Genomic DNA, 26,689 nt, shown 5'->3' with positions numbered 1-26,689 from the left:
CCCTCACCGCAAGCGTCACGCGTCCGATACTGCGGTGCAGTGCCGCACTGCACCGCACATGACTGTGGGCTATTCACTGAACCTGACGTCGTGAACGGCGCCGGGAGCGGCGAACTCCAGTAACCGCAGGGCTTCGGCTTCGATGGCTTCTCGGTCGGTGGCGGCGATCGAGCGCAGCGGTACGACGGTGAGCACACCTGTGCGGTCCTTCGTCCAGGTCGCGGCCACCGTGCCGTCGACGAGCACAATGGCCGCGACCGCGGCGCCCTGGCAGACCTGACGCAGGATCGGCTCGGTCATCACGCGCGTGCGGTCGGCGTGGGCGGGCAGGGTCGCGTCGAACTCCGCGAGGAGCCGGACAGGCGCGGGCAGTTCCGGCGACGGGATCTCGTGGTCCGGCAGGTCGAACAGCTCGCGCCCCGCTTCGTCGGTGTATGTCCGCAGTTCCGGCCGCAGCTGCTCGAAGACCTCACGCAGTCCGCTCACCCCGGACCAGGTCCGGGCGTCGGCGACGGTGGCCGGCCCGAACGCTGCGAGGTAACGCCAGATCAGCTCGCGCGCCGCCATCGGCATTGACAGCACACCGTCGGCTGGTCCAGGCCGAATCCCGGAAAAGTGAAACCATGAAACTGGCCAATGTGGACGGACGCGCGGTCCTGATGACCGCCGACGACACCGGAATCGACGTCGAAACCGCGTCGGGTGGCAAGTTCGGCCCCGGCCTCGTGTCCGTTTACGAGAACTGGGACGGCTTCCGGGCCTGGGCACGACAGCCGCCCACCGAACCCGGCGTCGCCTTCACCCGCACGCAGCTGGGCTCACCGTCGCCGGCCCCGCGGCAGATCGTCGCGATCGGCCTGAACTACGACACCCACGCCACCGAGTCCGATTTCGAGGCACCTGAGAGACTTCCCCCCGACATTCACCAAGTTCGTCTCCGCGCTGACCGGCCCCGACGCGGAGGTCGCACTACCGGCCAGTGGAGGCCATCAACCCGGTGCTCGCCGCCCAATCGTGCCAAGATTCTCGTGGTGGCTCCGCGTTCCCTCCCCTTCGACGTGGAGCCACCCCCTTTCCGCGCAGTTGCCGCGCGCTCCCGACATCGCCTGTCATCATTCACACGAATTTCCCTGGGGCAAAACTGGGGCACGAGGGGGTTCCGAACGGTCTTAAAGTGCATCCAGCAGCGCTGAACCACAGCGCTTTTCCTGCGGTTTCTCCGTTCCCGCAGGTAGAAAGCCCCTGCGCACCTCACTGGCAGTGAGGGGGTCACGAATGCTGTACTCGCAGATCAGAAAGCTGTCATTTAAGTGACTCAGAGATTCGCGCAAGACGACACGCACCGCCGAAGCCGACTACCCACAGTCGCAGGCGAAGGCGTCAGACGAGTCTCCGGCAATGACGTCAATCCAGAGCTGACCACTTCGTGAGCAGGTATCGACAAGCAACGCACGCGTCCACGACCGCAGATCCCCACCGCAGCCGTCGTGACGAGGAAGCAGAAACGCTGCTACGCCAACAAGCGGCTCCGCAGAGCACTCCTCCACCTATGAGCACACCGGAACAAACGGAGACATAACGGAGCCCAGTCGCGATCAACGTCGAGGCGAAATCGCCGCCGAAGGGCCAACATCCCCGCAGGTCGGCAGCGATGTTGATGTTGTGGGCCGGGTCGGGCTCGAACCGACGGCCAAGGGATTATGAGACCGCAGCTCCGGCATGCCAGCCAGTGACGTCGGATGCTAAATTCTGCCGGTTTGTTCAGGTCAACGCCTAGTTAAGCCGGGGCCGAGTGCCGCTGTATGTCGGCTTGTATCGGGCTCTACGTGGGCACCGGAGCCCAATCGGAGACGACGTGCCCGTCCATTCGGCAGCGCGTTGCCGCCAGCAGGACCACCACGCCCGCCCCGCTCACCGGCACGGCATCCCCGCCTGCACAGCCGGAATCGCCCCCCCCAAAAAAAACGATCAAGACATTCCCGTCACACCCTGCATCGCGATATCCACCGCCCAGCTGCACGAGGCCTTCACGGCTGGCAAGTCTCCACCGCTTCGCGCCGACATGGCCTTCGACACCATGACACCGCCGATCACCTCGGAGTCAAGTCCGCACCGACGTCGTCGAACGGGACTGTTCCAAGATCGGTGTTTCCGGCCCGACACGCTGGGCTGAGGTCCGGCGGGATGGGCGCGTGCACCGAGTTGACCCGGACTCCGCGGGTGGCGTATTCGACGGCGGCGGTCTTGGTCAGCAGCCGCACTGCTCCCTTGGTCGCTTGGTACGCGGCGGCGGCGCCGCTGCCGACCAGGCCGAGCACTGAGGAGGTGTTGATGACGGAGGCGTTGCCGGAGACACGCAGCAGGGGCATGGCGGTCTTCATTCCGAGCCAGGTGCCGGTCTGGTTGACCGCGACCACCCGGTCCCAGCCGTCCTTTGTGGTCTCCTCGATACCGGGCCAGTCCACGACACCGGCGATGTTGACCAAGACGTCAAGGCGGCCGAAGTACCGCCGGGTGAGCTCGATCGCCTCGCTCCAGTTCTCCGGCGATGAGACATCCAACCTGACCGACAGCACATCGGTGCCCTCGGCTTTCAGGCGCGCGGCGAGCTCGTCCGTGGTGTCCTGGGCGATGTCGGTGACGACCAGGCCTGCTCCTTCGCGGGCGAACAGTTCCGCGGTTGCTCGACCGATGCCGCCGGTCGCGCCCGTGATCAACGCGACCTTGCCTGCGAGGCGTCCGGGCATGACGTGCTCTTTTCTCTCGTCGTGGTTGTTGGGAGTCAGGCGGCGGTGTAGCCGCCGTCGGTGGCGATGACCGCGCCGGTGATGAAGCTGGAGCGGGGCGAGGCCAGGAAACCGATCACCTCGGCGATCTCTTCGGGCTGCGCGACCCGGCCCAAGGGGTGGGCGGCGCCGAAGGAGCGCAGATACTCCCGGCTGTCGGCGCGGAAGTTGTCGAGCATGTCGGTCTCGATCACACCGGGGGCGACGACGTTGGCGCGGATGCCGTGCGGGCCGCCCTCCAGCGCCAGCACCTTGGTCAGCTGCGCCAGCGCTCCCTTGGACGCGCTGTAGCCCGCGGCTTCGACCAGCCCGACGGTGCAGGCGAACGACCCGACAGTGACGATCACACCCCCGCCGTGTTCGCGCATCGCCCGGAACGCCTCCCGGGCGTGCAGGAACGCCCCGCGGGCGTTGATCGACATCAGCTCGTCCCAGTCGGCCGCGGTGGTCTCGGTGATCGGCTTGTTCACCGATCGACCGGCGTTGCTGACCAGGATGTCCACGCTGCCGAACCGGTCGATCGCCGCGGCGATCGACCGCACCGCGGTGTCTTCCCGGGACACATCGCCGATCAGGGTGGACACACCGTTGAACCGGGTGGCGAGATCGTCCACCTCGGGGCGGAGGTCGGTGGCCAGCACACGCGCGCCGCGGGCGTGCAGCCAGGCGACCGTGGCCGCACCGACCCCGCGGGCGGCACCGGTGACCAGCGCGACCTTGCCCTCCAGCTCATGGCCCACGAACTCGCCGTCGGTGGGTGGCACGCTCATCGCCGTGCCTGCCCTTGGTGATCGGCAGCGGCGGACTCGCGATAGAGGACGAGATGCTCGTGGTAGAGCACGCCGTCGCGGATGTCGCCCGTCGCGGTGAAGCCGGTGTCGTCCACGTAGTCGAGGTGGTTCCCGGTCACCGCGTAGCGACCGGTGTAGGCGCTGCGCCGTTCGCCGCGCGCTTCGTCGTAGCGCCCGTCGGCGCGCAGTTCTTGCCGGATGTGCCCGTCCGCGGTGACCCACATGCCGACCACGTCGATATCGCTCGTCATACCGCCCAGCGTCGACGACGGCGACAGGCGATGGCAGGACGTGTGGTGACTGGGTGTGCCGCACCCACCCAACCGGGCGGCCAGCGACCTACCCTGATGCCATGGCCAGTGGTGAACTGGGGGCGTTCCTGCGAGCGCGCCGCGCACAACGATCTCCCGAAGACGCGGGCGTGCTCTACTCCGGCAGGCGCCGGGTGCCCGGCCTGCGCCGCGAAGAAGTCGCCGTGCTCGCCGGGGTGAACGCCGACTACTACACCCGCCTGGAACAGGGCCGCGAGACCCACCCGTCACCGCAAGTGCTCGACGCCCTCTGCCGCACGCTGGATCTCGACCCCGACGCCCGCGAGCACCTGTACCGGCTCGCGGGCACCACACCGGACAACACACCCACGCCTGCGCCCCAGGCCGTGAGCCCCGAACTGCGGCAACTCATGGACGGCTACCCGCACACCCCCGCCTTCGTGCTCAACCGCATCCTGGACGTCCTGGCCGCCAACACCCTCGCCGACGCGCTGTTCTCACCATTCCGCGCGGTGGACAACCTCGCCCGCATGACCTTCCTCGACCCCGCAGGACGACAGTTCTACGCACGCTGGGACTGGACCGCACAGGCCACCGTGGCGAACCTGCGGGTAGCCGCGGGCTTCGACCCACATGATCCTGGCCTGCGGCGCCTCGTGGCCGAACTCAACGAAGGCAGCGCGCACTTCCGCACCTTGTGGGAAACCCACCAGGTGCGCGGCAAGACACGCGAACCCAAACACCTCGTGCACCCCGACGTCGGCCCGCTCACCCTCACCTACCAGGCATTCGACGTGCGCAGCGCCCCCGGCCAACAACTGATCATCTACCACGCCGAACCCGCCACACCCAGCGCCCACACCCTCGCACTGCTCAGCAGCCTCCACGCCACCACACACCACGCGCGCACGGTCGACACCTAACTCGCAAAACGGCCCCAAAGAGCCACCCCAGTAACCAGACGACACCAGCCTCAGCGCAGCCCCCGTTCGAAGCCACGCCCTGGCCCCCGGTTGCCCCCACATATCCGGAGAAGGCCGGCTCGGCGCTTGGCCAGCCACCCCCTGCGTGAGCGGCACGTCCGCTATTCGGCATGTGCGGGCGTTTGCAGAGACGCACGATCAGCGGCAGAAGAGGATGGTTGCCGGACCATGCGTGTCGGCGGATCCGGAATCGGCGCCGGGTAGTCCAGTACGAAATTGGAAGTTCAGTTCTCGGCTGTGTTGGCCCGGCCGCTGTAGTCGGCAATTCGATGCCCGGTGTGCCACGGTCGCGCCGCTCCGGATGTCCACCAACGTCGCCATAGCGAGGGATGTTTGAGTAGCGTCGGCAGAAGCGGCAGAGGGTCGAAGTAGGTCATGCGCTCGATCGCTTTGCCGTCGCGCAAGACGAACCGGTCGATGTTCGGCCATTCGATCAGTTCGCCCCTGACGTGAGCGCGCAGCCGGAGTTCGATGAACATCAGATCCGAGTCGCCTCGCCACCGGTCCACTTGTGCGCGCAGGTCGGGCAGCAAGCGCCAGATCCGCCGGAACTCTTCCTGTGCGGCCGCGATCCCCTGCATCGGTACGGCCAGGGGCTGGGTCAACACGATGTCCGGGTGCAAGATCTCTGGCATCCGCTGGGGAGAAGGGTCGTTCCAGAAGTCGATGAAGTTCGCGACGAACTGCTCGGGCTCTTGCATGTGGCCGTCTCTTCCGTGCGGGCTGGTCTTGGTTGTCAGGCATGGTGTTCGAGAGGTGGCAAGAATTGTCACGACGCGACCGGACAGATGCTGTCCTCCACCACAAGCGGCGGTGCTCCGTCGCGTGGCGCTTATTCTTGATCACATGACCGCTCCGGCACTTCCACAAACGTGCGCTCCCGTACGGTTGTGGCTTCGGCTCGGGCACGCCGTCTACCTTGGCCCTCTGCTGCGCCTTGGCCCCCACTCCTCGGCGATCGCCTGTCTGGGCGTCGGCCTCGACGCGCCCTTCACCGTCCGGGCCGACGGGGTGCCGGACCTGACCGTCCGCAGTTTCCTGTTCCGCGCCAGGGTCCGGTACGAGTTCCGCGACGGTGCGGGCCGGATGCTGTTCTGCTACTTCGACCCGACCTCGGCGCGGATGTCCCGATGCCTGGGCGGTATGCGGCGCGTCACCGACGCTTTTTGCACCGGCCACCGCCACGAGGCGGACCTGATCGACCTGGCCACCCGGGACGAGGTGGACTTCGAGCAAGTGCTGGCGGCGGCCAGCATCCCCGTGGTGGGCACCGGCGACGCGCGGATCGCCCGCGCGGCGGCCCGAATCCGGGCCGACCCGGCGTGCCCGCAGCGCGCCGAGGCTGCCGCCCGCGAGGCGGGGCTGTCCAGGTCACACTTCCTGCGGAAGTTCTCCGACCAGACCGGCACCAGCTTCCGCCGCTACGTGCAGTGGGCACGGATACTGCGCGTGGCCGAGGCCTTCGCCAACGGCCACGATTTCACCCGCGCCGCCGCCGACGCGGGATTCGCCTCGCCATCACATCTCACCGGCACCTTCCGCGGCATGTTCGGACTCACCCCCACCGCCCTGGCCGCCCTCAACCCCCAAATCCTGCTCCACGAGCGCGACACAGCCGACCACGGCCGATAACACGTCCACCAGCTGTCCGACTTCCGCGTCTCGGCATGAGCGCGCGCTCGGCTGTCCAGCGTCCGCCTATCAGCAGGTGAGTGTGGTCAGGTACCGGATGCCATGTAGGCGGCGAGGATGTAGTTCGGGTGACGGTCGAGGTTCTTGCGTGCCCGGTTGTAACGCATCGTCGTACGCGAGTCCGCATGGCGGGCGGCGATCTGCACGTCCCGCAGGTCGACGCCGGCGTCGAGCATCGTGGTCACGAAGGTGTGGCGCAGCATGTGCGGGTGCATCCGCGGGAGCCGCACAACCGACTGCTCGGCCAGTCGCCGCAGCCGGCGGGTGGCACAGTGCCGGTCCATCCGCCGCCCCCGCAGGTTGAGCAGGATTGGCCCCGAGGGGCGGTCACCCATAGCGTGGTCGATGGCTCGCCCGACCGCTGGCGGAAGCGGCACCAGAACGATCTTGGTGCCTTTGCCGACGACCCGCAGCACCCGGTGCCCATGCTCCTCACCGACATCGGCGACGTCGCTGCCGCAGGCCTCGAAGATCCGTAAGCCCAACAGCCCGAACATTGTCACCAACGCGAAGTCGTTCCGGTTACCCGACTCACGGGCCGCGCTCAGCAACGCTTCGAACTGCAGATGCGACAACCCCAGGGTGGGTGATTCGGCGGGGGACGACCGGTTGGCGGACGTAGTCCGCGGGTGAGTGCTCCAGCACGGCGTCGATCACGCAGGTCCGGTAAAAGCCGGTGACGACCGCCATCCGGCGCGAGACAGTCGACGGCTTGAACCGGCGGACCTCCTGCATCCACCGCACATACCGCTCGACCTGCGCCCGCCGGATCTCCAGGGGGCCGATGTCCTGATCAGCGCACCAGGCGAAGTAGATTCGCAGGTCGGACTGAGTGTGAACCCGGGACGTGCCGGTGTATCGGCCGAGATATGCCTCCGCGGCAAGTCTGAGGGTAAGGTCGTCCTCGATCGAGGTGTCGGGCTGGGTTCCGGGTGGATTTGCCATGGTTTCCACGGTCGACGCGAGGCCTACTTGCCACTATGCCCGTCGCCCACCCGCGGCATAGCGGGCATTTGACTTACTGCGAATGGTCCTGTGTCTCCAAGCGATGGCGTGGGCTACCAGTGCTGCTGCGATGGCAGTCCGCCCCCAGTATCAATACCGTCATGTCCAGAAGTCTTTAGTAGTACTCGCGACCGTAGGCGTCCAGCTCAGGGATAACCCGAATGAGTCGCTGTTCGTATTCGGCGAGGACGTTCCATCTCCAGTCATCCAGGAGACCTCGTTGCTTCAGCCAGACGGAGACACAACCGGCTGGGTCTGCATCAAGCATCACCATGTCGAAGCCTGCCACGTCGGCACTTCGCCCAGGCTCGGGAACGGCGCCTTGTTGTGGGCCTCGAAAAGCATCGTGACTGTTGCCGGCCGATCCGTGAGATCCAACGACTTCCTCCTCCTGAGAGTTGTCCCGCAATCGCCGTGGCAGGAGCGGTCCGCGCGTGCTCGGCCCTCGCACAGTGACGAACCCGGTGTTGCGAGAGCGTTCGGTGATGTGCGTCAGCTCGGGCATGAGCGACACGTTTAAGTGATGTCGCCGAGGCTGGCCGCACGGGCCCGGAGGTAGCGCTGTTCGGGGAGACTCAGGGTCTTGGCGGCGGCTGACTCGTAGGCGGCTCGGGTGGCTTCGGGGTCGCTGGCGTGTTCCAGGAGGTGGGCGCGGACCGAGTCCAGGCGGTGGCCTGTGGTCAACTCCGGTGCGAGCGCGTCCAGTTCGGCCAGACCGGCCTTCGGTCCGTGGACCATGGCGATGGCCACGGCACGGTTGAGGCGTTCGACAGGGCTGGGGACAAGGTGGACGAGGACGTCGTAGAGGCCGAGGATCTCGGGCCAGTCGGTGCTGTCGGACGAGTCCGCCTCGTCGTGGACGGCGGCGATCGCGGCCCTCAGCTGGTAGGGGCCGGGGCGGCGTTGGGACAGAGCCCAGGTCACCAGGGCCACGCCCTCCTCGATCGCCGCCTTGTCCCACAGCCCGCGGTCCTGCTCGTCGAGGGGGATCAGTTCGCCGCCCGCCCCGGTCCGCGCGGCGCGGCGGGCGTCGGTGAGGAGCATCAGGGCAAGCAGGCCGGTGACCTCACAGTCGCTGGGCAGCAGGCGGTGCACCGTACGGGCCAGCCGGATGGCCTCGCCCGCGAGTTCGGCCCGCTGGAGAGAGGCTCCGGAGGTGGCCGTGTAGCCCTCGTTGAAGATCAGGTAGAGCGTGTGGAGGACGGCGGGCAGCCGCTCCTCCCAGTGATCGGGGCGGCCGAAACGCGTGCCCTTCACCCGCTGCTTGGCCCGGCTGATCCGCTGGGCCATCGTCGCCTCCGGCACCAGATGCGCGCGGGCGATCTCGGCCGTCGTCAGACCGCCGACGGCCCGCAGTGTCAGCGCGATCTGGGCGGGCGGGGGTAGATCCGGATGGCAGCAGAGGAAGAGCAGCGTCAGTGTGTCGTCCTCGGAGGGCGCACGATCGGGCCCGGGCGGCGGCGCGGTGAAGGCGTCGCGCGGTGTGAGCGCCGCTGCCTTCTCCTCACGCAGCCGCCGCGCCTGATCACTGCGCAGGGCGTCCGTGAGCCGCCGCGAGGCGACTCTGATCAGCCAGCCCCGCGGATTGTCCGGAACCCTCGACTCGGGCCATTGCCCGGCCGCTGCCAGCAGCGCCTCCTGTACGGCGTCCTCGGCGGCGTCGAAGTGCCCGTACCGGCGCACGAGCGCGCCGAGGACCTGCGGCGCGTGCAGGCGCAGCAGGTCCTCGACCTCGCTCGTACGTCTCAACCGTCTCCCCTGCTCACACTTCGCCGAGCGGCCGGATGACGACGGGGTACGTGTTCGTGCCCTCGGGAACGGGGCACTGGGTGATCCGCGCGGCGATCTCCGTGACCCGCTCCAGGCTCGCGCACTCCAGGAGCCAGTAACCGGCGATCACTTCCTTGGTCTCGCCGTACGGCCCGTCGGTGATCACGGGTTTGCCGTCCGCGCCGGCACTGACGAGGCGGGTCCTGGCAGGTTCGGCCAGCCCCTGGGCATCGATGAACTCGCCTGTCTCGGCGAGGTCGTTGTTGATCGCCCCCATGTGCTGGAACATCGCCTGCATATCCTTGTCGCTCCAGGCCGGGAGACCGGCGGCGCCCGCCTGGGCCTCGTAGTCCGCCTGCGTGCCCTGCACCATCACCAGGTACTTCATGAGTCCGCTCCTTCGGCTCGGGCCGCCCTTGGCGGGCGGCTCTCACAGGGGATGTCGGAGCCGGCCCGCGCTTCTCTACACATGCGCGGAAGTTTTCCAGTCTCGCGGGAAGAGCGTCCGGAGTCCCGCTGCTTGGCCTGTCGACCGCCGGTCCATTCTCCGTCGTGAGGACGGGCTCCGACTCGGCCTCTTCCGCCTCGTACGCCTGGCACTCAGGGTTCTTGCACGGGCCGGGACGCCACAGGGGCACGAACACGCCCACGGTCTTGTGCCGGCGCACGACCTGCTCGACAGGGTGGCCGCAAATGGGACAGACATACCCATCACTGGCCATGTCCTCAGGATATTGCGGTATAGCCCGGGCCGACAGGTGAGCGACGTGCCCGCGTCAGCTAGGCGCAGTTCTTCGATGCGGCGTACGCCGACATGTGGCTTGGCCATCGGCGGGCGGCCGGTGATTCCGTAACACCTCGGTGAGACGGCGCGGCGGATGGAACGATCTTGTCGTGGCTGGTGTGATCACGGCGTCGGTGCCCGTCTTGGATAACCCCGTTCAGCGGGCTGAGCCTGCGTAGCTTCCGCAAGCTGATCACCGCGCTACGACGAGACCGCGTGGACCAGGTGCGCCAAGGTCGGCCTTGGAGCCTGCCGCTGGAAGACCGCGTGCTGCTGGTCACCACCTATTGGCGTGTAAACCTGACGCTTCGCCAGCTGGCCCCGCTGTTCGGCGTCTCGAAGTCTGCGGCCAACCGCATCATCGATCATCTGGGGCCGTCACTCGCGCTCCGGCCCCGCAAGCGGTTCCGCAAGGACACGGTGCTCATCGCGGATGGCACCCTGGTGCCCACCCGCGACCATACGATCGCCGAGCAGTCGAAGAACTACCGGTACTCCACCAACCACCAGGTCGTCATCGACGCCGACACCCGGCTCGTCGTGCTGGTCGGCCAGCCTATGCCCGGCAACCGCAACGACTGCAAGGCATGGGAGGAGTCCGGAGCCAAGACCGCCGTCGGCAACACCACGGTGATCGCAGACGGAGGCTACCGGGGTACCGGGGTACCGGCCTGATCATCCCGCATCGTCGCGAACGTGGTCAGCGCGACCTCCCGGCCTGGAAGGAGGAACACAACCGCTCGCACAAACAGGTCCGAGCCCGCGTCGAGCATGCTCTTGCTCGCTTGAAACCTCGCCCTCACCGGATGAGCGGGCAAGCCACACAGTGCGCGACTGTGTCCCAAGCGACCCGAAGATCACTTACGGGACAACTCTTAGGCCGACGAAGCAATGGTACGGGCGCACGCTCATCGGCAGAAGCGGACATTCAACGAACGGGCCCGCCCAGCGGCATGGGAGTGCATCCGGTCGTCACGTACCCGAGGAGCGAACTACGCGCCTGGCGATCTCCGCGTCCAGCGGGCTCATGTCTTCGCTGACCGGCTCCGATGGCGGCCACCACCGGAAGTCCAGCGCTTCAACGTTCACGGTCAGGCTCGGCACGACCTGAAGTCGAACCACATAGACAGCGAGGAGTTCCCGACGCTCCGGCTTCGTGAGATCGAACTCGGCCACCGCGCCGAAGGTCAGCTCCACCTGATGGATGCCGGTCTCCTCGCGCAGCTCCCGACCGGCGGCCTGGCGGGGGGTCTCGCCTGGCTCCCGCGTTCCTCCTGGAAGCTCCCATTGCTTTCGCCAGCTGTCGAACATCATCAGGACGGCGTTCGCGTGGACGACCACAACCAGCGACGCGGGCACGGTCACTTGCTCGACCGGGTACGCCAGCTCCTCTTCCGCCGTGAAACGCAAGTCGATCAATGCATTGCCCGTACGATCACGGATCGGAAGTGCGACCATGACGCCAATCTAAGCCCCGGCCCGCGGCGTCCTCGGTCACCGGGGTCCTGCGTGCTGCTGGCGGTAGGGGTACGGAATGGTGTTTGTCAGAATTTCGTACAGGAGTTCCTTAACCGGGCTGGGACACTCACGCCGCTGGTCAGCGCTTTGTTCGTGGTAGGCGATCTTCCACTGATCGCTGGAGTCGGTGATCCACTCGAGGTCTTCGTCTCCGAGGATCAGGCCTGGTCGATTGCTTACTCTCCGGGGCTTCCGATGGAAGGCGAGATCGGTGAGGCGCCGGGCCGCCCGGTAAGGCAAACGCTCCTGGCGGGTCGGGTAGCCGAACTCGGCGGCTGCGGATGTGTCGCGACGTCGAACTGCATCGGTCCGACCTCTGCGCGCACCGGACCTGGATCACTCGGTTCACACCGAATTTTCCGACCCCTCGCGGAACTGCCAGGCTCGGCCGAAGTCGCTGGGCCGGGCGACGGCGCCGCGGGTGGTGACGCGGCTGGGGAGGCCGGGAAAGCGGACTGTGGGCCGGCCGGTATACACCGTGTCGCCAGCCCTCAGCGTGGTGGCGTTGATCAGCCCGATCACGTCTCCAGGATAGGCGGAGGTATCTCTGGCGTGGAGGTGGCCGAAGACTATTTGTGCGTACTCGGTGGCGAAAGGCTTGCCGGTGGTGGCGTGAGTGACGACCATTCCGCGCTTGAACACCCCGGAGCACACACGGGCGAAGGCCACCTGGCCGCGGCGGTCCGGATCCATTCTGGTCTGGACCCTGAACACGAACGCCGAGAACGGTGCGTCCAGGGCGCGGGCCCTGCCGTCGGTGTCCGTGCGCGGCATGGGCCGAGGGGCGCGTTCGGCCAGCAAGTCCAGCAGGTGTCGGACGCCGAAGTCGCACACGACGGTACCGAACAGCACCGGAGTCGCGGTGACGGCGAAGAACCGGGACGCGTCGAATTCGCCGCCGGTGGCGCACACTAATTCCACTTCTTCCTGGGCTCGCACCCAGTCCGCTCCGAGATCGCTCTCGTTCTGGTGTGCGACGAACCGTCCCTCCGGCGCGGTGATCGCCCCGCTCGGCGTGGGCCGATACGGAACGAACTTCCCGCTCGAGACGTCGACGACGCCGCACAGCTGCCCGGCGATCCCGACCGGCCAGGTCAGCGGCATGGGCTGCAACCCGATCCGGTCGGTCAATTCGTCACAGAGCTGCAGGGCTTCCCGGCCGGGCCGGTCCCACTTGTTGATGAAGGTGATCACCGGGATCCCCAGGTGGCGACAAACATCGAACAGTTTCAGCGTCTGTGGTTCCAGGCCTTTGGCCGCATCCAGCAGCATGACGGCGGAATCAACGGCCGAGAGGGCCCGGTAGGTGTCTTCTGGGAAGTCCGCGTCCCCCGGGGTATCAAGGAGGTTGATCACCGTGTCGCCGTAAGCGAACTGCACCGCCGCGAAGGACATGGAGGCACCGTGTGCGCGTTCCGTCTCCATCCAGTCAGTCCCTGTCGCCGAGAGCACTCGCGCGTGATACGCCAACTTCCCGATCAATGTCGACTTGCCCGCGTCCGGCTGGCCGATGACCGCGAACGTGCGGCGACGGCGTGCCTCGGCGATCACCTGACTTCCGCCCCCTTCGGCTGTGTGCACACTTGCCTCCTGCGGGTCATGAGCGTGGGTGCCGGCCGACACCCTGACTTCCCTTCACGTCCGCGTCACTCGCCGACTTCAGGCGGCACAGTTACCCGAAGAACACCCGGCGAGCACAAGGGTCACCGCGCGCGCGAGAACGGCCGCGACGTCAATTCTTGGGCACGATTCAAGGATTCGGCACCCTTCCCGGTCGTGGCAACCACGAGGCAGCATCCTGCCACTGAGATCGCTCACCCAGGACGTGTGCGGAAAGGTCGAGACGGATCGCGAGACCCCGCGCCCTCGCACAGCAGCCGCAGATGGAGGAGCTCGACCTCGGGATTCTCGATAAAGTGGAAAAGCGCCGCCATGTCGCATCCAACCGCGACTGGATAGCACTTAGCCGCGGTTGCGTTCGTGTGCCATGGTCAGCACGCTCGACATTCTCGAGGCCTCATCGTCGGAGCCGCTCAGGTTCGGCGCGACGAGCTGGACGGACGTAAATCTCCCTCCACTGCAGGCTTGTCCGTTGATGGCTTTGGGGTCCTCCCGACTGGGAATCAGATTCACGGTGCGGGAGCTGCCGGCCGGTTGCCCTTGAACCTCCAGCAGCGTGGAGAACAGCTCACAGGCACGATCCGGCGCGATCTCCTTGCCTGAGGCGATCAGGTCGCGAGCCGCTTCCAGTTTACGAGCCGTCTCCGGATCGTCGAGCAGTCCCGATCTCTTCACCTGCTCTATTGCTGCGGGCAATTGCGTTGCCCACGTTCCTGCTGACGCACCGAGCACCTGGACGCGACCCCCTGCAGGCGTCTCCCAGTGACACGCGGGCAGCCCGCCGACAGACAAAGTCTCCGGATCGGACACCTCTCCGGCAAGCATCGACAGCTCAGCCGGTGTGAGAAGTTCACACAAAGCGCCCGGAGTGGACGTCGTGGTAGGCGGGTTAGCGGACGATGGGGCCACGCTCTCGGCGACCTTGCCTTGCGGCGCCGACGCCGAACCAGACTTGTCCGACGAACACCCAACCAGCCATAGCATTGCCGACACGGCGACAAACACCGCGATTCGAGCGGCTCTCAGATAGCCGAGGCGCTCCACGTTTGACATCTTGCGCTCATCTCCCCCACCCAAAGTGAACAGAGGCTACCAGGACCGCAGTTGCGAACAGGCTGTGAGCGTGTCGGCGGACGCACGACGAGGATGATCGCGTGTCCGACGACCACCTGTGAGTGATGTGACACCAACAGCGGCGAGATATCCCCGTCAGGCCACACGTTGAAGCACGCCTGTCGCGACCGGCGGGTACCCATCTTCCGACTGCTGTCGGTCGCTGTTTTTCGAATCAATGTCTCACGACAAGCGTGTGCCACCCTCCACAGAGGACTGACAGGTTCGTCGAGTCTGTTTCACGCCGGTGGGACTGGAGCAAGGGTGTGGTGGTTGCCCAACTGCACCGTACTGCATCGAATTGCCTTGCTTGCATAGGTTCTGACGTGACGTCTTGTATGGTCACAGGTCAGAGGCACTGTCCAAACCAGACTAACAGCGAGAGGGTCAGAATCGCTGTTCTCGCGGGGCAGCGCGTCCGCTACCGCAGAGTTGATCCGACAGGCGACTGGATCGCCGGGTCGTTGTCGGCGTGGTGGTCCGGTTAGCGTGGCCGGATCGATCATCCACGCTCCCGAGGGACGGGCCAGCCGATCATGAGCACGTCGTACGTCTACCGGATCACCAAGTACAACCCAGCCGATCGCGACGACCAGGGCGCGTACCGCGGTACCGAGGACGTGACGAGCGACCACGGTCCGGTGGAGGCCGCCTACCTCGCCGCCGTGACGGCGTTCGCCGAGGACACCGGCGTGACCCTGCTGAACATCCGCGACCCCGAGGTCAGAGGATTGGCCAACTTCGGGGTAGAGCCGCCCGTCGAGGGCCACGGACTGCATGGGCTGTTCCCTTCCGACCTCACCGGCTACCACGACGGCGCGCAGATCACCCTGGACGTCGGGCGTGAACTGGTGCGCGCCATGCTGCGTGACAACGGTGCGTGGTGCCGGCTCGAGGCCGAAGACCGCTTCTTCGTCCACGTCGGCTACGACCAGTACCTGTACATCGGAAGCGACCGGCAGTGCGGACGTGCGGTCACGCTGACTACCGCGAGCGGGTTGTTCGTCGAACCGCTGGACGGTTCGCCCTACGACCCGGACGGTGACGGGCCGCACGAATCGCGTCCGGCGGACGCGGCGTTCTGGGCCGAGGTGGCGGCACTCGTGGCACAGCGCGGCGGGGTCCTGCTGGAAGAGCAGGTCGTCGGCAACCACTCCCGCTGGCATCGGCTCACCGCTGACACGGTGCCCGACCTCGGTCCGCGCGCCCTGCTGAACTTGTGGCCGGACCTGTCCACCGATGTCGCAGCAGTGCTGCACACGATGTCGCCGACCTTCACCGGCTGGGCCGTCCTGGAACACGCGGACGGCGGCATCCACTGCTTCCACGCCGACGGCGATGACCGGGCAGCCCTGGCCGAAGCGTTCACCGGCGCCCGCGCGGCCACCCTCCTGTCGCACACCACCGACGGCCACAACCCACTGCTCGTGGCCGTGCGACCCGACGACGACGGAATCGTCCGCGCCCGCTGGACCATCTGAACCACGGCGGCGAACAGAAGACCGGCTCAAAGAGATTCACGGCACAGGAACTCGGTCATCCAGACGAGTGGCGAACGCCAGTCGATTCCCTGGCCGTCGCCGGAAACGAAGGACTGGCGCCATACAACAGGTGACGTCCCAAGCCCCAGTCCGAATCCTCATGGAACCTCCGAATCGGCCGGCGACCGCACGACCGTGACCCCACACCCCTGCCGCCGAACAAGACCTCGTAGATCCTGGATCCACTCTCCTGGCCCACCCCACGCGACGCTTGACCCGCACTCTCCGTGTATGGCGAACGGGGGCGAACCTCAACCAATGCGACGCCGAGCTCATGACTCCCATCGGCTACCTCAAACGCACCGCCCACGTGACCGCGTCGGTTCCAAAGTGCGCAGGGCGAGAGTGAAACCGTAGACGTCACTGGCCTTCTGCTCGAGAACACGGATCACACCCAGCCGACCTGCGACCACACCCAGCATGCCCAACTATGGAAGCAAAGAGCTCCGAACCTGCTGAAAGTCCCACCACACCGGTCGTGACGAGGAAGCAGAAACGCTGCTACGCCAACAACCGGCTCCGCAGAACACTCCTCCACCTATGAGCACACCGGAGCAAACGGAGACATAACGGAGCCCAGTCGCGATCAACGTCGAGGCGAAATTGCCGCCGAAGGACCAACATTTCTGCAGGTCGGCAGCGATGTTGATGTTGTGGGCCGGGTCGGGCTCGAACCGACGGCCAAGGGATTATGAGACCACAGCTCAGGCATGTCAGCCAGTGTCGTCGGACACTAAGTTCCACCGTTTTGTGCAGGTCAACGCCAGTTTGCTTCCGGGCCGAGTGCCGCTGTGTGTCGGCCTGTATCGGGCTCTACGTCGGCAACGGAGCCCAATCGGAGACGACATGCCGCCCATTCGACTGGGCGAACGGGCGACCTTGCCAGTAACGAGGTTTCGTTGTGACGTATCGTCACTTTGGGGGCAGTGCACCAAGGGGGAGGGAAATTATCCGCTCGAAGGTATCAGCGTCCGCATCTAATTGCCGGTATTGGTGTAGGCGTCCGGGCAAGTTGAGCGACGATTAGTAATCAAGAAGGCAGCCGCCGCGTGAGCAACTTCAAGGTGTTCCATCTACTCCGCCGCGGTGATGACCCATGACGCCGTTCGCTCGATCAGCGGACGCGACGAGCCGACCATCGGGTGTTCACTACGTCGGTGACTGAACAGCTCGCAATCGACCGTGTCACCGTGCTGCGCCGGGCCTGGCGACACGACGACGCCGAGCGGTTGATCGCGGAAGAGCTGAGCGGTGCCGCCGCCGAGGTCGAACTGGGCCGCATCGCCGTCCAGCGTGGTCGGTACGCGCTCGCGGAGGAGCATGTCGAGCGCGCACTGGCGATCTCCCCGGACTTTGAGACGGCCACTGCCTGGCGAGTGGCGATCCTTAGCATGCGTCTTCGCTACCCGGAGGCGCGCGCGGTGGCGGACAAGGCCCTCGCGGTGGCGCCGAAAGCCCACCTCGTGCGGCTCGCCCGCGCCAGGGTCGCCGACGATGAAACCGGTGACGTCCAGTACCTGCTGGACGAGGCCGAGGTCATCCTCGAAGAAGACCCGGGCCACCTGGAGGCGCTGGAGCAGCGCATCTCGGCTCTGGGTGATCTTGCCCGCTACGACGACGCGGCCGTGGCGGCGGAGGACGCGATGCGCCGGCATCCCGGCGCCGCCGAGCTGCTTTTGCGCTGGTCCGCAGTTCTCTCGGACACAGGACGGTGTTCCGAAGCTGTCGAGCACTGCGAGCGCGCCTTAGCTATCCAGCCCGGTTACGTCGATGCGCTGCGAGGCATCTCAGACCACCTGCAGGACGCTGAACGTCATGACGAGGCCCTGGCGAACGCCGAACGAGCGGTACTGGCCAACCCGGAGGTGAGCGGCCTGCACCTGGTGTTGGGGCGGACCTTGGATGGCATCGACGACCATCACAGGGCACTGAGCCACTTCGAGAAGGCCGTCACACTCGACCCCGATATCGTCACGCAACACTGGTGGACGGCACATACCTTGCGTGCTCTGGGACGGTGGGACGAGGCGTTGGAGGTGATCCACGCGGGGTGTGCACGCTTCCCGGACAGTAGCGGTCTGCTGGTGGAGAAGGCGCGGCTGCATTCGGCTGCCGGCGACCTCGCCGCCGCTACCGCGGCCAGCGCGGAAGCGCTGGTTCTCGACCCCACGAATTCGTCAGCCCTCAGGTGCCATGTCGAAAGGCTGAGGAAAGCCAGTAGATTCCAGGAAGCGGAAGCGGTCGCCAGATCGGGCATTGAACTCCGTCCGCACGATGCGGATATGCCTGCTTCTCTTGGCTGGTTCTATGCCTGGCAGGATCGTGACCAGGAAGCCCTCGACTGCTTTCGCCGCGCGGTTACTCTGCGACCGAACTCGGCCTGGCGCATCAGCAGCGTGTGCGCCGCTCTGCGGTGGCTGAACCGGGACACCGAAGCCGAACGGCTCCTCGCCGCAGCCAGCCCACGATTGTCGGATCCGACCGCACTCGTCATGCAGAGCGCCCTGATCAACCAAGAGGCTGGCCGGGATCACGAGGCTCTGGCCCTCTACCAGCAGATCAACGAGAAAACGCCGCGGTACATCTACGCCTGGGACTACAGGGTCGCTGTACTTCGGAAACAGCGACGCCTCGCCGAGGCCGAGCAGGTCGTGCGACAAGCGGTCGAAGTGAACCCTTTCAACGCCGATCTGCGACTGGCACTGGCCTACGTACACGAGGAACGCGGAGGCGACAGCAGCGCGATCACCACGCTCCGGCAGGCCCGCGCCGACATACCACACAGCGTGATGCTGGCCCACTCCCTGGCCGTGTATCTCCGTAGGACGGGCGAGTTCGACGAAGCGTGGGAAACGTTGTCACAGCTGCCGGACAGCGCCGACACCGAACGAGAACGGATCGAGCTATGGCGTGAGGCTCGTGACCACCGACGTGCCATCGCCATCGCGACGGCAGCCATCGACCGCTATCCGCACGATGTCCGGTTCAGGATCGCGCTCGGCGAACTGAGAGTCCAACAGGACGACGACGAAGCCGCGCTCGCGGAGTACGAGACCGCCCTGACGATCGACAAGGCGTCTCGTCTCGCCCTGCGCGGAAAGGCGAACTGTCTGCGCAAGCTCCGGCGGTTCGCCGAAGCCGAGCACTTCCTGATCGCGGAGATCGCTCGATTGCCGAACTACGCGACGATCCGCATGGAACTCGCGTGGACCTACTCGCAGATGGAACGACGCGACGACGGTATCGCCCAGTACGAACAGGCACTGGAGATCGACCCACGCAGCCTTCTGTTGCTGAGAAACTATGCCAACGCGCTGAGCCTGGTGGGTCGCTGGCAGGACGCGGAACAAGTACTGAGTGATGCCGTCGACCGGTTCCCCTATGACGCAGGGCTCATGACCGCACGAGGTAAACTGTGCGACACGTTGAACCAGCGAGAGGAAGCGCTCACCTGGTTTGACAAGGCACTCGCGATTATGCATCGCGCCACTTGGCCGCTGAAGGCGAAGTCGGCAACACTCCGCTCGCTTGGCCGGTTCGACGAGGCGGAACGGCTGCTCATGCCCGCGCTGGAACACAGGACTGTCACCTCGGACGTGGTAGTGGAGTGGGGCTGGGTTCTGCGTGATCGTGGACAGCTCACCCGGGCCAGGCAGGCATTCCAACGAGCGCTCACGCTGACCGTCGGCAGGCGCGACCGGGCCGACGTGCTGCACGGCCTCGGTTGGGTCGCGTTAGCCGCCGACGACTTCCAGCAGGCCGCCACCCACTTCCGGGAAGCCCTCGACGAACATCCGAACTCGCTCGACGCGAAGATCGGGTTGGCGTGGACGCTCCTGCGAGACGGGCAGCCGAACGGGGAGGCTGAGGCCGAGCGGCTGTGTCTCGAGGTCCTCGACCGCCGGCCGCGGCGACACCTCGCGCACACCTGCCTCGGCGTGCTGTACGCACACCAGAACAACCTCCCCCAAGCCGAGCATCACCTGCGGCGGGCCATTGAGATCGACCCATACGGCGGCAGCTACGTCGACCTCGGGGCGCTCTTCGTCCAGATGGATCGGTTCGAGGAAGCAGAAAGCCTGCTGCGCAAGGCGTTGGACCGTGACTGGTACGACAGCCAGGCCCACATCGAGTTGGGCGGCCTTTACCTCCAGCGCGACTTCGACGAGGCGGGGGCCGACGCGAGGCAGGCGGCACAACACCTCCGGCAGGCACTGGTCATCGACCCGTCGCGCGGCGCGGCGGCGATTGGGTTGTCGCTCGCGCTGATCAGATCGCCGGGAGATCTGCCGGCAGCCGAGCGGGTACTGCGCGACGCGCTCGACCGCACCGACTGCGACCAGCCACGCTGGCAGTTGCTGGTCGCGCTCGCCAGGCTGCTCATCAGACACGGCGACGCGGTGCAGCGGCGGGACCTGTATCTGGAAGCGCTCAGCTGCGCGCAGCAGGCGATCGAGCTCGCTGAGAGCCAGGCCGACCCGCACTACGTGGCGGGAGTGGCCGCCTACAAGGCCGGGGAGAGCGGACCGGAAGCACAGGCGCGGCCGTTCTACCGCCGCCGTGCGTTGCGGTACTTCCGACGATGCCTGCGGCACGACCCCCGTCACACCGAGGCCCGGCGGGTGATGAACCTGGCAGAACAGAGCCTCGCGATCACCAGGACCAGCCTGGTGGGCAGCGTGCTGATGATGTTCGTCGCGACGGCCATACTGGTCGTCATGTGGGTCGGTTTCTTCCTGACCGACAAGGTTTCGACCGTGGTGATCACCACGCTCACCCCGGTTCTGGTCGGCCTAGTGGCGTTCGGATTCGTGCTGCCCTTCCTGGTGCGCCTCAAGCTTCCCGGTGGTGTCGAGGCGGACCTGTCCGCCAGCCTCAACCAGGTCTCGTCCGGGCCGACCGGAGAGGACAGCACCGGTCCGGGACAACTCGTCGGCCGCAGCTCGGACGGCACAGGAGGCAGCTCTCCGCTCGGCACTGGGCCACGGGGCGAGCTACCGAGACTCGGGTAACACGCCGGACAGAGACAAGGGCACCTTGGACAGATTCGATACCCACGACCACAACGGCGACCAACCAACTCAGGACACCGAAACCCGTCCTGGAGGACGTGCGGTGGTCCCTTTTGCCGTGACCTGAACAGACGGAGTCGTGCGCAGAGCGGGTTCACGCGCGGAGCGAGGTGGGGCGTAGCCCCTGGTTACCGCTCTGGCCGCGAAGCGACAGATCCTAGCCCGACGCGTTCGCGGTTGTCGACGTCGGCTTCAGTGGAGTGCTGCCGCCGTCGGGCGAGGTAGAGGGCAACCACTCCGCCGCTGCCGACGCCGATGCTCAGCACGTTGAGGCGGGCTTTGACCAGGTCGAGGCCGACGAGTTCGGCGGTGGCCGGCCACCACAACACAGTCACCGCGGCCGCGGTCAGCACCGCCACTACCAGCGCGGTGGTCCACAGCGCCGTCCGGGTCGACTCCGGCAACCGCCGCACCGATAACAACGTCGTCGTCGGGCCCGGTGGCGAACTGGTGGCGGCCTGGGGTCGCGGGGCGCCGGTCATGACCTTCATCGTCGCGGGAACCGGCGGGAACGGTTCGACTGCCATCTGCGGCAAGTCTTCTTCTGCTGTGCAAGAGCTTCGTCGATCGAGGCCTGGCCTGGGGCTATCCTGTGGCCGTTGACTCGCCGTCGTGACGGAGTCCTTGCGGATCCCGGTGGGCCTTGACGACTTTGCGTGCCGAGCGGAGGCCGCCGAATTCTGAGGTTCGGTCATGACTTTGACCTGTTAACGCGAAACCCCGGAGGAGATTCCTCCGGGGCTCGGGTGGATGGGCACCGGGCCAACGGTGGTCCATCGCTCCCTTGGCTCGAGCCAGAGCATTAGTTCGCGCCCAGGGGGTATCGACCCTTCGGATCGATATGACGAACTCTAACCCCCGGCGGGGTGTCTGGAAGTGCCGGTAGCGACGGTTCCAGACACTGTCGCTGTCCAAAACCGCGGGGGCGTGCGTGGCTGCGACCTCGACAAATGCCGCGAAGCCGGTGGGATGCCGAATTTGTACAGGTGCTTCATCTCTGTGCCTTCACTTACGGGCATAATATGAAGCCCGCCCCCACGAGGCGTGCCACACGACATCGTGGGGGCTGTTTCCTTCCGGAAGGCCAAATCCGGCGGGAAACAGGCAGTGATCAACAAGTCTTGAGCCAGAGCACGTGACCTGCTGTCCATCGCACGCTGGGCAGCTTCATAACCCGTGTCCCGAAGGGGGAACTCCACGATGGTGACGGTGTCGTCGATACCGGTCATGCCCGATCCCAGTACACCTTTCCAACCGCATGCCGCGTCCTCGACAACATGGCCGCAAGTGGTCATGACGCTCGGGGTGCTGTTCTTCACTGGCTGGGCACTCACTCGCGGCTATGACTGGTACCTGGCGCTGCTGATCGCCACCTGCGCGGTCATCGTCGGCACCGGGCTGGCCTACATCCCCCGGGTGTTCATGCGCGTCGTACGTGCGCTCGGCAGGGAAGTGTGAGACATGGTCCAGCTTCTTGAGAGCATGAGCGCAGGAGCCAGCGGTTACCGCTTCTTCCCCCCGCGCATCACGAAATCTGAGCTTGCCGCGCACGTCAAGGCCAAAATCGCATCCAATGGTCGTCTCGGCTGGCTGAGGGGCAGGGACGAAGGAAAAGCAGCAATCTACGTCGACCTTTTTCTGCTCGCGGAAGAGAACGACTTCGATGTGGCCGGGCAACTGCCCCGTATCGAGCACCTGGGCGTACAGGTCGGGGTCGAGGCCATCGACCAGCAACCAAAGACTGGAACGCTCACTGCGGACGAGTTAGCGGTCCGGACCCCCAATGATGTCTCGCGCATCGTGCAGCTGGCGATAACTCGTGCCGGGCTCACGGCGGGGCAGGTCGCAATGAAAACAATGATCCACCGCAGTCAGGTCTACAGCCTGGCCAAGCAGGACGGCGCCCTTCCGCACGAGCCAGACCAGCTCCTCGCTTGCCTGAGTGCTTGCAGAATGCCCGAGGAGCAGATCGACCTAGTGGTCTTGCAATGGCGCCTGCTGCGAGAACGCCGCCGCCTAGGGAAGACGCTCGAGTTGAGCTATCACTTGACCGAGAGCGAGACAGCGGTCAAGCAATCAGGCCTGCGCAGTACTGAAGATGACGTGGCCAGGAACGTCGACCAGCTTGCACGTACCCGAACTGACCACTTGATGCCGTCCCTGCCAGCGGCGAAGTCGGTCTTCACGGTCGCTGAACGCTGGATGTTATCTGGCCTGACTGTGCTGTTTCTCATCGTTGTCGGCGGACTCGTAGCCAGCTTCACTTGGGCGAGCGGCCGGATCACCAGCTTCCAAGCCGCCTTCACCTTGATATCTCTCACGATGGGAACGCTCAGTCTGTTAGCCGTCCGGCACGCAATGAATCGCACAAAGGAAATGCGTGCGGCAACAGGATCAGCCATTCAGCTGAGCCGCGGAATCGAGAAGACGGTCGGTAAGACCAAGGGCAAGCAGGTGGCGCCCAGGCCCAAAGCGATCTCGACGTTTAGAGCACCGGATGCCCGAGAGGAGGCCGTGGAAGTAGAGTCGGAACGCGATCGCGGCGTCGCGGCGCCCCAGATCAGGTTAAGCACGCAGAAGACATCCTCTGCAGTGCTGGGCGTCGGGACGGGATAGCGTGACATGGGTGGCGTAGCCGACTAGCGCACCACTGCCCTGGTCAATTCCGGCAACCGCCGCGTGACTGGGTGGGTTCCCGCAGCGGTGGCTGCGGGAACCCCGTGGAATCCGCCGCATCCGAATTCACAGCCTGAGGCTCGACCTGCCCATGCTGGCGAGCCTCGAACACGGCCGGACCAGTCGGTCGGTGTCTCCGTGCCCTCGGCTCGCGCATAGATATCGGCCAGCACGGCGTCGAAGTCCGTCTGGTCGTCCTGGCGATCGGCCATGGCCTTGAGCACCTCCGCGAACTCGGTCTCGAATTCCTCGCCCATGCCGTCCTCCGCTCGTTCTCGTCCGGGTCGGTGAGGATCCGAAGGTCTTCCAGTCGATGACGATGCGGATGCGGGCGTGTTCGACCAGCCCGTCCAGGTCTTCCCGGGCGATGGAGGTTTCGTGACGCAGTACCGCAACGTCGAACCAGCTGGTTGCCCCCTCTCCCAATTCGCAGGTGGAGTGGCTGTCTCGAACTCGAAGATTCCGGTCACGCCGACCTGCCACCATAAAGTCGCTCTCGGCTCTCACGCCAATTTTCCTGAAGCTGGATCGCTGCAAGCCAGTGACCTTCCGGACGTCTCCGGTAACCACCCCGAAACCTGTGCGCCCACCTCACCACGCTCGGCGCAATACCGGAAACCACTGTGATCGATGTCGGCGACGAAACGCGGCTGCCGACCGACGGCCCAGTCACTTACCACCAACGCCTCGTAACCGTTGACGGAAATACTTTCCTCAACCTTGAAGACGAGTCCAGCATGATCAACGACGTTGTCTCCCACAGCCTGCTCACGGGACCAGGAAGCTGCTCAACGGTTGCCACCTGACGCCGCGCAGCTCCACCGTACCAATGCTGTCTCCATGGCGGACGCTTCATACGCCTAGGATTATTGTCACCGCGCCAATCTGAGGTGGCGTGACGTGGCATGACCTAGCGGAAGGCACTCTCGATGGCACAACAGGTATCCGTTCAGATCGTCGACGACATCGATGGTGGCGAGGCCACCCAGACCGTGCCCTTCGCGCTCGACGGTGTCACCTACGAGATCGATCTCTCCGACGACAACGCCGGTGCCTTGCGCGCTGAACTCGAGCGCTTCATCGACGCTGGAAGGCGGGTCGGCGGACGCAAAGTGAAGGTCGCAACCGGACAGTCCACCGTGGCCGGTGGTACGGCGAAGCCCACCGATCGCGAACGTAACCAGCAAGTCCGCGCCTGGGCCACGGCGAACGGGTACGCGATCGCCGACCGCGGCCGTATTCCCCACGAGATCTACGACGCGTTCGACAACGCTGAGTCGGCCCCCGCCGAACCGGTCGCCGAAGAGGCTCCCGTCAAGCGCAAGCGCGCACCTCGCAAGAAGGCCTGAACCCGCACATGCCGTCCCTTCCCCGAACCAACAGGGAAGGGACGGCACGGGTGAGACACACGAGCCAGTCGAAACCAGGCTCGGAATTCTTCCATGAGGATCTGCTGATCAACAAAATTCGCCGCTGCCAGTTCCTGAACGACTGTGCGGACAAAGCCTCCACCGAGTGCGGGCCGAGGAACTGGCGAGGAGCGCGTCAAAATCGCCGCCGACGGGGATGATCACCCACACTGCATGGTGCAGCGGGCGGTGTCGAACCGCCCTGCCTTCAGATCGTCGGTCCGGATGAGCCAGTACAGCGTTCCGACGTCACCCCACAGCATGCCGGTGTCCTCGTCGCTGTCGAACTGGGCGAGCAGCACCCAGCGGGCCGCTTCCTCGGACAGCCGCGGATCACTCCACTCGCCCTCCAGCACTGCCGCCGCGATCTCGTTCTCCACCGCGTCCTGGACCGGTGAGGCGAAGCCACCGACCTGATGTTGCGGGATATCTCCATTGACTTCCCAGGTCAGCTCTCCGAGCACATCGGTGCCCACGCGCCCAGGACCAAGGACTGACTCGACAGCGTCAGCCAGGGACACTCCGCTCGCCGTCTCGGTCTGGTCGAGGAGGATGTGCTCTCGCTCCGGGGCCGTGGCCACGACCTCCGCGAACACGTCACGGCGCGGGTAAGGACCGAGGCCCGCTGGGGCTGTTCGTTCGACGATCGGGTCGCCCGCTGGCACGAAGATCACTCGACAGCCGTCGACGTCCTCGGCCATAGCTGGATGGCCCTCATCGGATGCGTAGCGTCCGTCGAAGTAGAAGAACAACAGCGTTCCCGCGTCCGGTAGCGGGATGGTCACACCCCAGATGCAGCTTCGTGGTCACCCCACCGCGGGACCGGCCCAACGCGTGATCATCAGGCTCGGTGGTGATCCCGCCCGGCGACTCGGCCTGCAGATCCCCCTTTTCCGCGCACCCGCCGCATGCTGATGCGCCCGGGCGATCGTGGAGTCCACGCTGACGTCCCACGTGATCCGCCCGGCCGCCTCAGCCAGCGCCTGCAACACGGTCAGGATCTGCTGCCAGGCACCAGCACGCTGCCACCGCCGGAACAACCCGTACACCGCAGCCCAGGACCCATACGCCTCAGGCATGTCCCGCCACGGCGCACCAGTGCGCACCCGCCACCGGATCCCGTCGATCAACTGCCGCTTGCTCCACAACGACGGGCGACCCGGCCGCGACGGGACAGGCAGCAACGGCTCCAGCGTTGCCCACTGCTCGTCGGTCAGGTCGAACCGCCTCGTCACCGCTAAGGTGTCCACGAGGTCTCCGGTGGTGCTCAAGGTTCTTCTTGGTCGACGAACCAACTACCGGAGACCTCACCCATGCCGACCACCGACACGCCCAACAACCCCGAACCAACTTGCTCAAGACGACTTCGATACAGGCCCTAGCACGGTAGCGGCGAGCGGGATCAGACCAGTCAGGCGAACTGCTCGTCGTCGGCTTCCTCGCACAGCTCATCCTCGTCGGTGACTGCTTGTTGCCTCTCTATCCAATAGTCGAGCTTCTCGCGCGTGGCTAAGGTCAGAGGCTGATCAGGGCCGATGACCTGCAGCTGGTCGGCTAGTGTTGCGCGTCGTTAATTAGTTTACGGGCGTGGGTTTGCGATGATGGGTTATGCCTTCGTCGGGTTTGGTGGTCAGCAGCGAGGATCGGGCAGTCTTGG

General features: G+C 65.8%; 23 protein-coding genes and 2 pseudogenes. 9 read left to right on the top strand and 16 right to left on the bottom strand.

Features of this window, described 5'->3' with window-relative positions; genetic code table 11:
* Positions 1 to 69: 69 nt before the first annotated feature.
* Positions 70 to 582, bottom strand: a complete 513-nt coding sequence (locus ACZ5IK_RS43355) for a DNA glycosylase AlkZ-like family protein (protein ID WP_465493060.1) — start codon at positions 580 to 582, stop codon at positions 70 to 72.
* A gap of 41 nt (positions 583 to 623) precedes the next feature.
* On the opposite strand from ACZ5IK_RS43355, the gene ACZ5IK_RS43350 reads away from it, so the two are divergent.
* Entirely contained in the window at positions 624 to 1,193 is a 570-nt protein-coding gene (locus ACZ5IK_RS43350; protein WP_465493059.1) for a hypothetical protein, read from the top strand.
* 897 nt (positions 1,194 to 2,090) lie between these two features.
* On the opposite strand, the gene ACZ5IK_RS43345 is transcribed toward ACZ5IK_RS43350, so the two are convergent.
* The 3 genes from ACZ5IK_RS43345 to ACZ5IK_RS43335 are packed head-to-tail and all read right to left on the bottom strand — an operon-like array spanning position 2,091 to position 3,828.
* Complete coding sequence (locus ACZ5IK_RS43345; RefSeq protein WP_465493058.1) at positions 2,091 to 2,747, bottom strand: SDR family NAD(P)-dependent oxidoreductase; 657 nt, start codon at positions 2,745 to 2,747, stop codon at positions 2,091 to 2,093.
* 35 nt (positions 2,748 to 2,782) lie between these two features.
* The gene (locus ACZ5IK_RS43340) at positions 2,783 to 3,556 is read right to left on the bottom strand and encodes an SDR family NAD(P)-dependent oxidoreductase (RefSeq protein ID WP_465493057.1); all 774 of its coding nucleotides are present in this window, start codon (positions 3,554 to 3,556) and stop codon (positions 2,783 to 2,785) included.
* The gene (locus ACZ5IK_RS43335) at positions 3,553 to 3,828 is read right to left on the bottom strand and encodes an Atu4866 domain-containing protein (protein ID WP_465493056.1); all 276 of its coding nucleotides are present in this window, start codon (positions 3,826 to 3,828) and stop codon (positions 3,553 to 3,555) included. The genes ACZ5IK_RS43340 and ACZ5IK_RS43335 overlap by 4 nt, the downstream gene beginning before the upstream one ends.
* A gap of 101 nt (positions 3,829 to 3,929) precedes the next feature.
* Here ACZ5IK_RS43335 and ACZ5IK_RS43330 point away from each other — a divergent pair, with 101 nt between their 5' ends.
* Positions 3,930 to 4,772 carry a helix-turn-helix transcriptional regulator gene (locus tag ACZ5IK_RS43330; protein ID WP_465493055.1) on the top strand — a complete coding sequence of 281 codons (843 nt, stop codon included), beginning with the start codon at positions 3,930 to 3,932 and terminating at the stop codon, positions 4,770 to 4,772.
* A 284-nt stretch (positions 4,773 to 5,056) separates the two neighbouring features.
* Here the strand turns inward: ACZ5IK_RS43330 and ACZ5IK_RS43325 are convergent, their stop codons facing one another.
* Positions 5,057 to 5,533: a nuclear transport factor 2 family protein gene (locus ACZ5IK_RS43325; protein ID WP_465493054.1), complete on the bottom strand. Its 477-nt coding sequence runs from the start codon at positions 5,531 to 5,533 to the stop codon at positions 5,057 to 5,059.
* Between the two features lie 145 nt (positions 5,534 to 5,678).
* Between ACZ5IK_RS43325 and ACZ5IK_RS43320 the strand changes: the two genes are divergently transcribed.
* Positions 5,679 to 6,464: a helix-turn-helix transcriptional regulator gene (locus tag ACZ5IK_RS43320; protein WP_465493053.1), complete on the top strand. Its 786-nt coding sequence runs from the start codon at positions 5,679 to 5,681 to the stop codon at positions 6,462 to 6,464.
* An 86-nt stretch (positions 6,465 to 6,550) separates the two neighbouring features.
* Here ACZ5IK_RS43320 and ACZ5IK_RS43315 read toward each other — a convergent pair whose 3' ends face one another.
* From ACZ5IK_RS43315 to ACZ5IK_RS43300, 4 genes are all read right to left on the bottom strand, one after another.
* A complete protein-coding gene (locus ACZ5IK_RS43315; RefSeq protein WP_465493052.1) occupies positions 6,551 to 7,099 on the bottom strand; it encodes a tyrosine-type recombinase/integrase in 549 nt (182 codons plus the stop codon).
* The gene (locus ACZ5IK_RS43310) at positions 7,056 to 7,469 is read right to left on the bottom strand and encodes a hypothetical protein (protein ID WP_465493051.1); all 414 of its coding nucleotides are present in this window, start codon (positions 7,467 to 7,469) and stop codon (positions 7,056 to 7,058) included. The genes ACZ5IK_RS43315 and ACZ5IK_RS43310 overlap by 44 nt, the downstream gene beginning before the upstream one ends.
* Positions 7,470 to 8,045: 576 nt before the next feature.
* Entirely contained in the window at positions 8,046 to 9,278 is a 1,233-nt protein-coding gene (locus ACZ5IK_RS43305) for an RNA polymerase sigma factor (protein WP_465493050.1), read from the bottom strand.
* A gap of 13 nt (positions 9,279 to 9,291) precedes the next feature.
* A complete protein-coding gene (locus ACZ5IK_RS43300; protein ID WP_465493049.1) occupies positions 9,292 to 9,687 on the bottom strand; it encodes a YciI family protein in 396 nt (131 codons plus the stop codon).
* A gap of 506 nt (positions 9,688 to 10,193) precedes the next feature.
* Between ACZ5IK_RS43300 and ACZ5IK_RS43295 the strand changes: the two are divergent.
* A pseudogene (locus tag ACZ5IK_RS43295) lies at positions 10,194 to 10,875 on the top strand (transposase family protein); the annotation flags it as partial.
* Positions 10,876 to 11,055: 180 nt separating this feature from the next.
* Here ACZ5IK_RS43295 and ACZ5IK_RS43290 read toward each other — a convergent pair.
* The 3 genes and pseudogenes from ACZ5IK_RS43290 to ACZ5IK_RS43280 all read right to left on the bottom strand — a co-directional run bounded on the left by ACZ5IK_RS43290 (position 11,056) and on the right by ACZ5IK_RS43280 (position 14,265).
* Positions 11,056 to 11,541, bottom strand: coding sequence for an NUDIX hydrolase (locus ACZ5IK_RS43290; protein WP_465493048.1), 486 nt, complete (start codon positions 11,539 to 11,541; stop codon positions 11,056 to 11,058).
* Between the two features lie 261 nt (positions 11,542 to 11,802).
* Positions 11,803 to 13,149, bottom strand: a pseudogene (locus ACZ5IK_RS43285) (GTP-binding protein); the annotation flags it as partial.
* A 414-nt stretch (positions 13,150 to 13,563) separates the two neighbouring features.
* Complete coding sequence (locus ACZ5IK_RS43280) at positions 13,564 to 14,265, bottom strand: DUF3558 family protein (RefSeq protein WP_465493047.1); 702 nt, start codon at positions 14,263 to 14,265, stop codon at positions 13,564 to 13,566.
* A gap of 605 nt (positions 14,266 to 14,870) precedes the next feature.
* Between ACZ5IK_RS43280 and ACZ5IK_RS43275 the strand changes: the two genes are divergently transcribed.
* Together ACZ5IK_RS43275 and ACZ5IK_RS43270 are read left to right on the top strand one after the other, a co-directional pair.
* Entirely contained in the window at positions 14,871 to 15,815 is a 945-nt protein-coding gene (locus ACZ5IK_RS43275; protein ID WP_465493046.1) for an RNA-binding protein, read from the top strand.
* Between the two features lie 1,217 nt (positions 15,816 to 17,032).
* The gene (locus ACZ5IK_RS43270; RefSeq protein WP_465493045.1) at positions 17,033 to 20,887 is read left to right on the top strand and encodes a tetratricopeptide repeat protein; all 3,855 of its coding nucleotides are present in this window, start codon (positions 17,033 to 17,035) and stop codon (positions 20,885 to 20,887) included.
* A 188-nt stretch (positions 20,888 to 21,075) separates the two neighbouring features.
* On the opposite strand, the gene ACZ5IK_RS43265 is transcribed toward ACZ5IK_RS43270, so the two are convergent.
* Positions 21,076 to 21,474: a hypothetical protein gene (locus ACZ5IK_RS43265; RefSeq protein ID WP_465493044.1), complete on the bottom strand. Its 399-nt coding sequence runs from the start codon at positions 21,472 to 21,474 to the stop codon at positions 21,076 to 21,078.
* Between the two features lie 760 nt (positions 21,475 to 22,234).
* On the opposite strand from ACZ5IK_RS43265, the gene ACZ5IK_RS43260 reads away from it, so the two are divergent.
* On the top strand, positions 22,235 to 22,405 hold the full coding sequence (locus tag ACZ5IK_RS43260) for a hypothetical protein (protein ID WP_465493043.1): 171 nt from the start codon (positions 22,235 to 22,237) through the stop codon (positions 22,403 to 22,405).
* Between the two features lie 3 nt (positions 22,406 to 22,408).
* Positions 22,409 to 23,563, top strand: a complete 1,155-nt coding sequence (locus ACZ5IK_RS43255) for a hypothetical protein (RefSeq protein WP_465493042.1) — start codon at positions 22,409 to 22,411, stop codon at positions 23,561 to 23,563.
* 23 nt (positions 23,564 to 23,586) lie between these two features.
* Here ACZ5IK_RS43255 and ACZ5IK_RS43250 read toward each other — a convergent pair whose 3' ends face one another.
* Positions 23,587 to 23,880 (bottom strand): hypothetical protein, encoded by a 294-nt coding sequence (locus ACZ5IK_RS43250; RefSeq protein ID WP_465493041.1) that lies wholly within the window; start codon positions 23,878 to 23,880, stop codon positions 23,587 to 23,589.
* Positions 23,881 to 24,552: 672 nt separating this feature from the next.
* Here ACZ5IK_RS43250 and ACZ5IK_RS43245 point away from each other — a divergent pair.
* Positions 24,553 to 24,972, top strand: a complete 420-nt coding sequence (locus ACZ5IK_RS43245; RefSeq protein WP_465493040.1) for a histone-like nucleoid-structuring protein Lsr2 — start codon at positions 24,553 to 24,555, stop codon at positions 24,970 to 24,972.
* Between the two features lie 221 nt (positions 24,973 to 25,193).
* Here ACZ5IK_RS43245 and ACZ5IK_RS43240 read toward each other — a convergent pair whose 3' ends face one another.
* Both ACZ5IK_RS43240 and ACZ5IK_RS43235 read right to left on the bottom strand, forming a co-directional pair.
* The gene (locus ACZ5IK_RS43240) at positions 25,194 to 25,817 is read right to left on the bottom strand and encodes a DUF1963 domain-containing protein (protein ID WP_465493039.1); all 624 of its coding nucleotides are present in this window, start codon (positions 25,815 to 25,817) and stop codon (positions 25,194 to 25,196) included.
* 21 nt (positions 25,818 to 25,838) lie between these two features.
* On the bottom strand, positions 25,839 to 26,303 hold the full coding sequence (locus ACZ5IK_RS43235; RefSeq protein WP_465493038.1) for an IS5 family transposase: 465 nt from the start codon (positions 26,301 to 26,303) through the stop codon (positions 25,839 to 25,841).
* Between the last annotated feature and the right edge of the window lie 386 nt (positions 26,304 to 26,689).

Source organism: Amycolatopsis sp. NPDC031561 (genome assembly GCF_055580625.1).
This window is presented reverse-complemented; position numbering and strand designations above follow the sequence as displayed.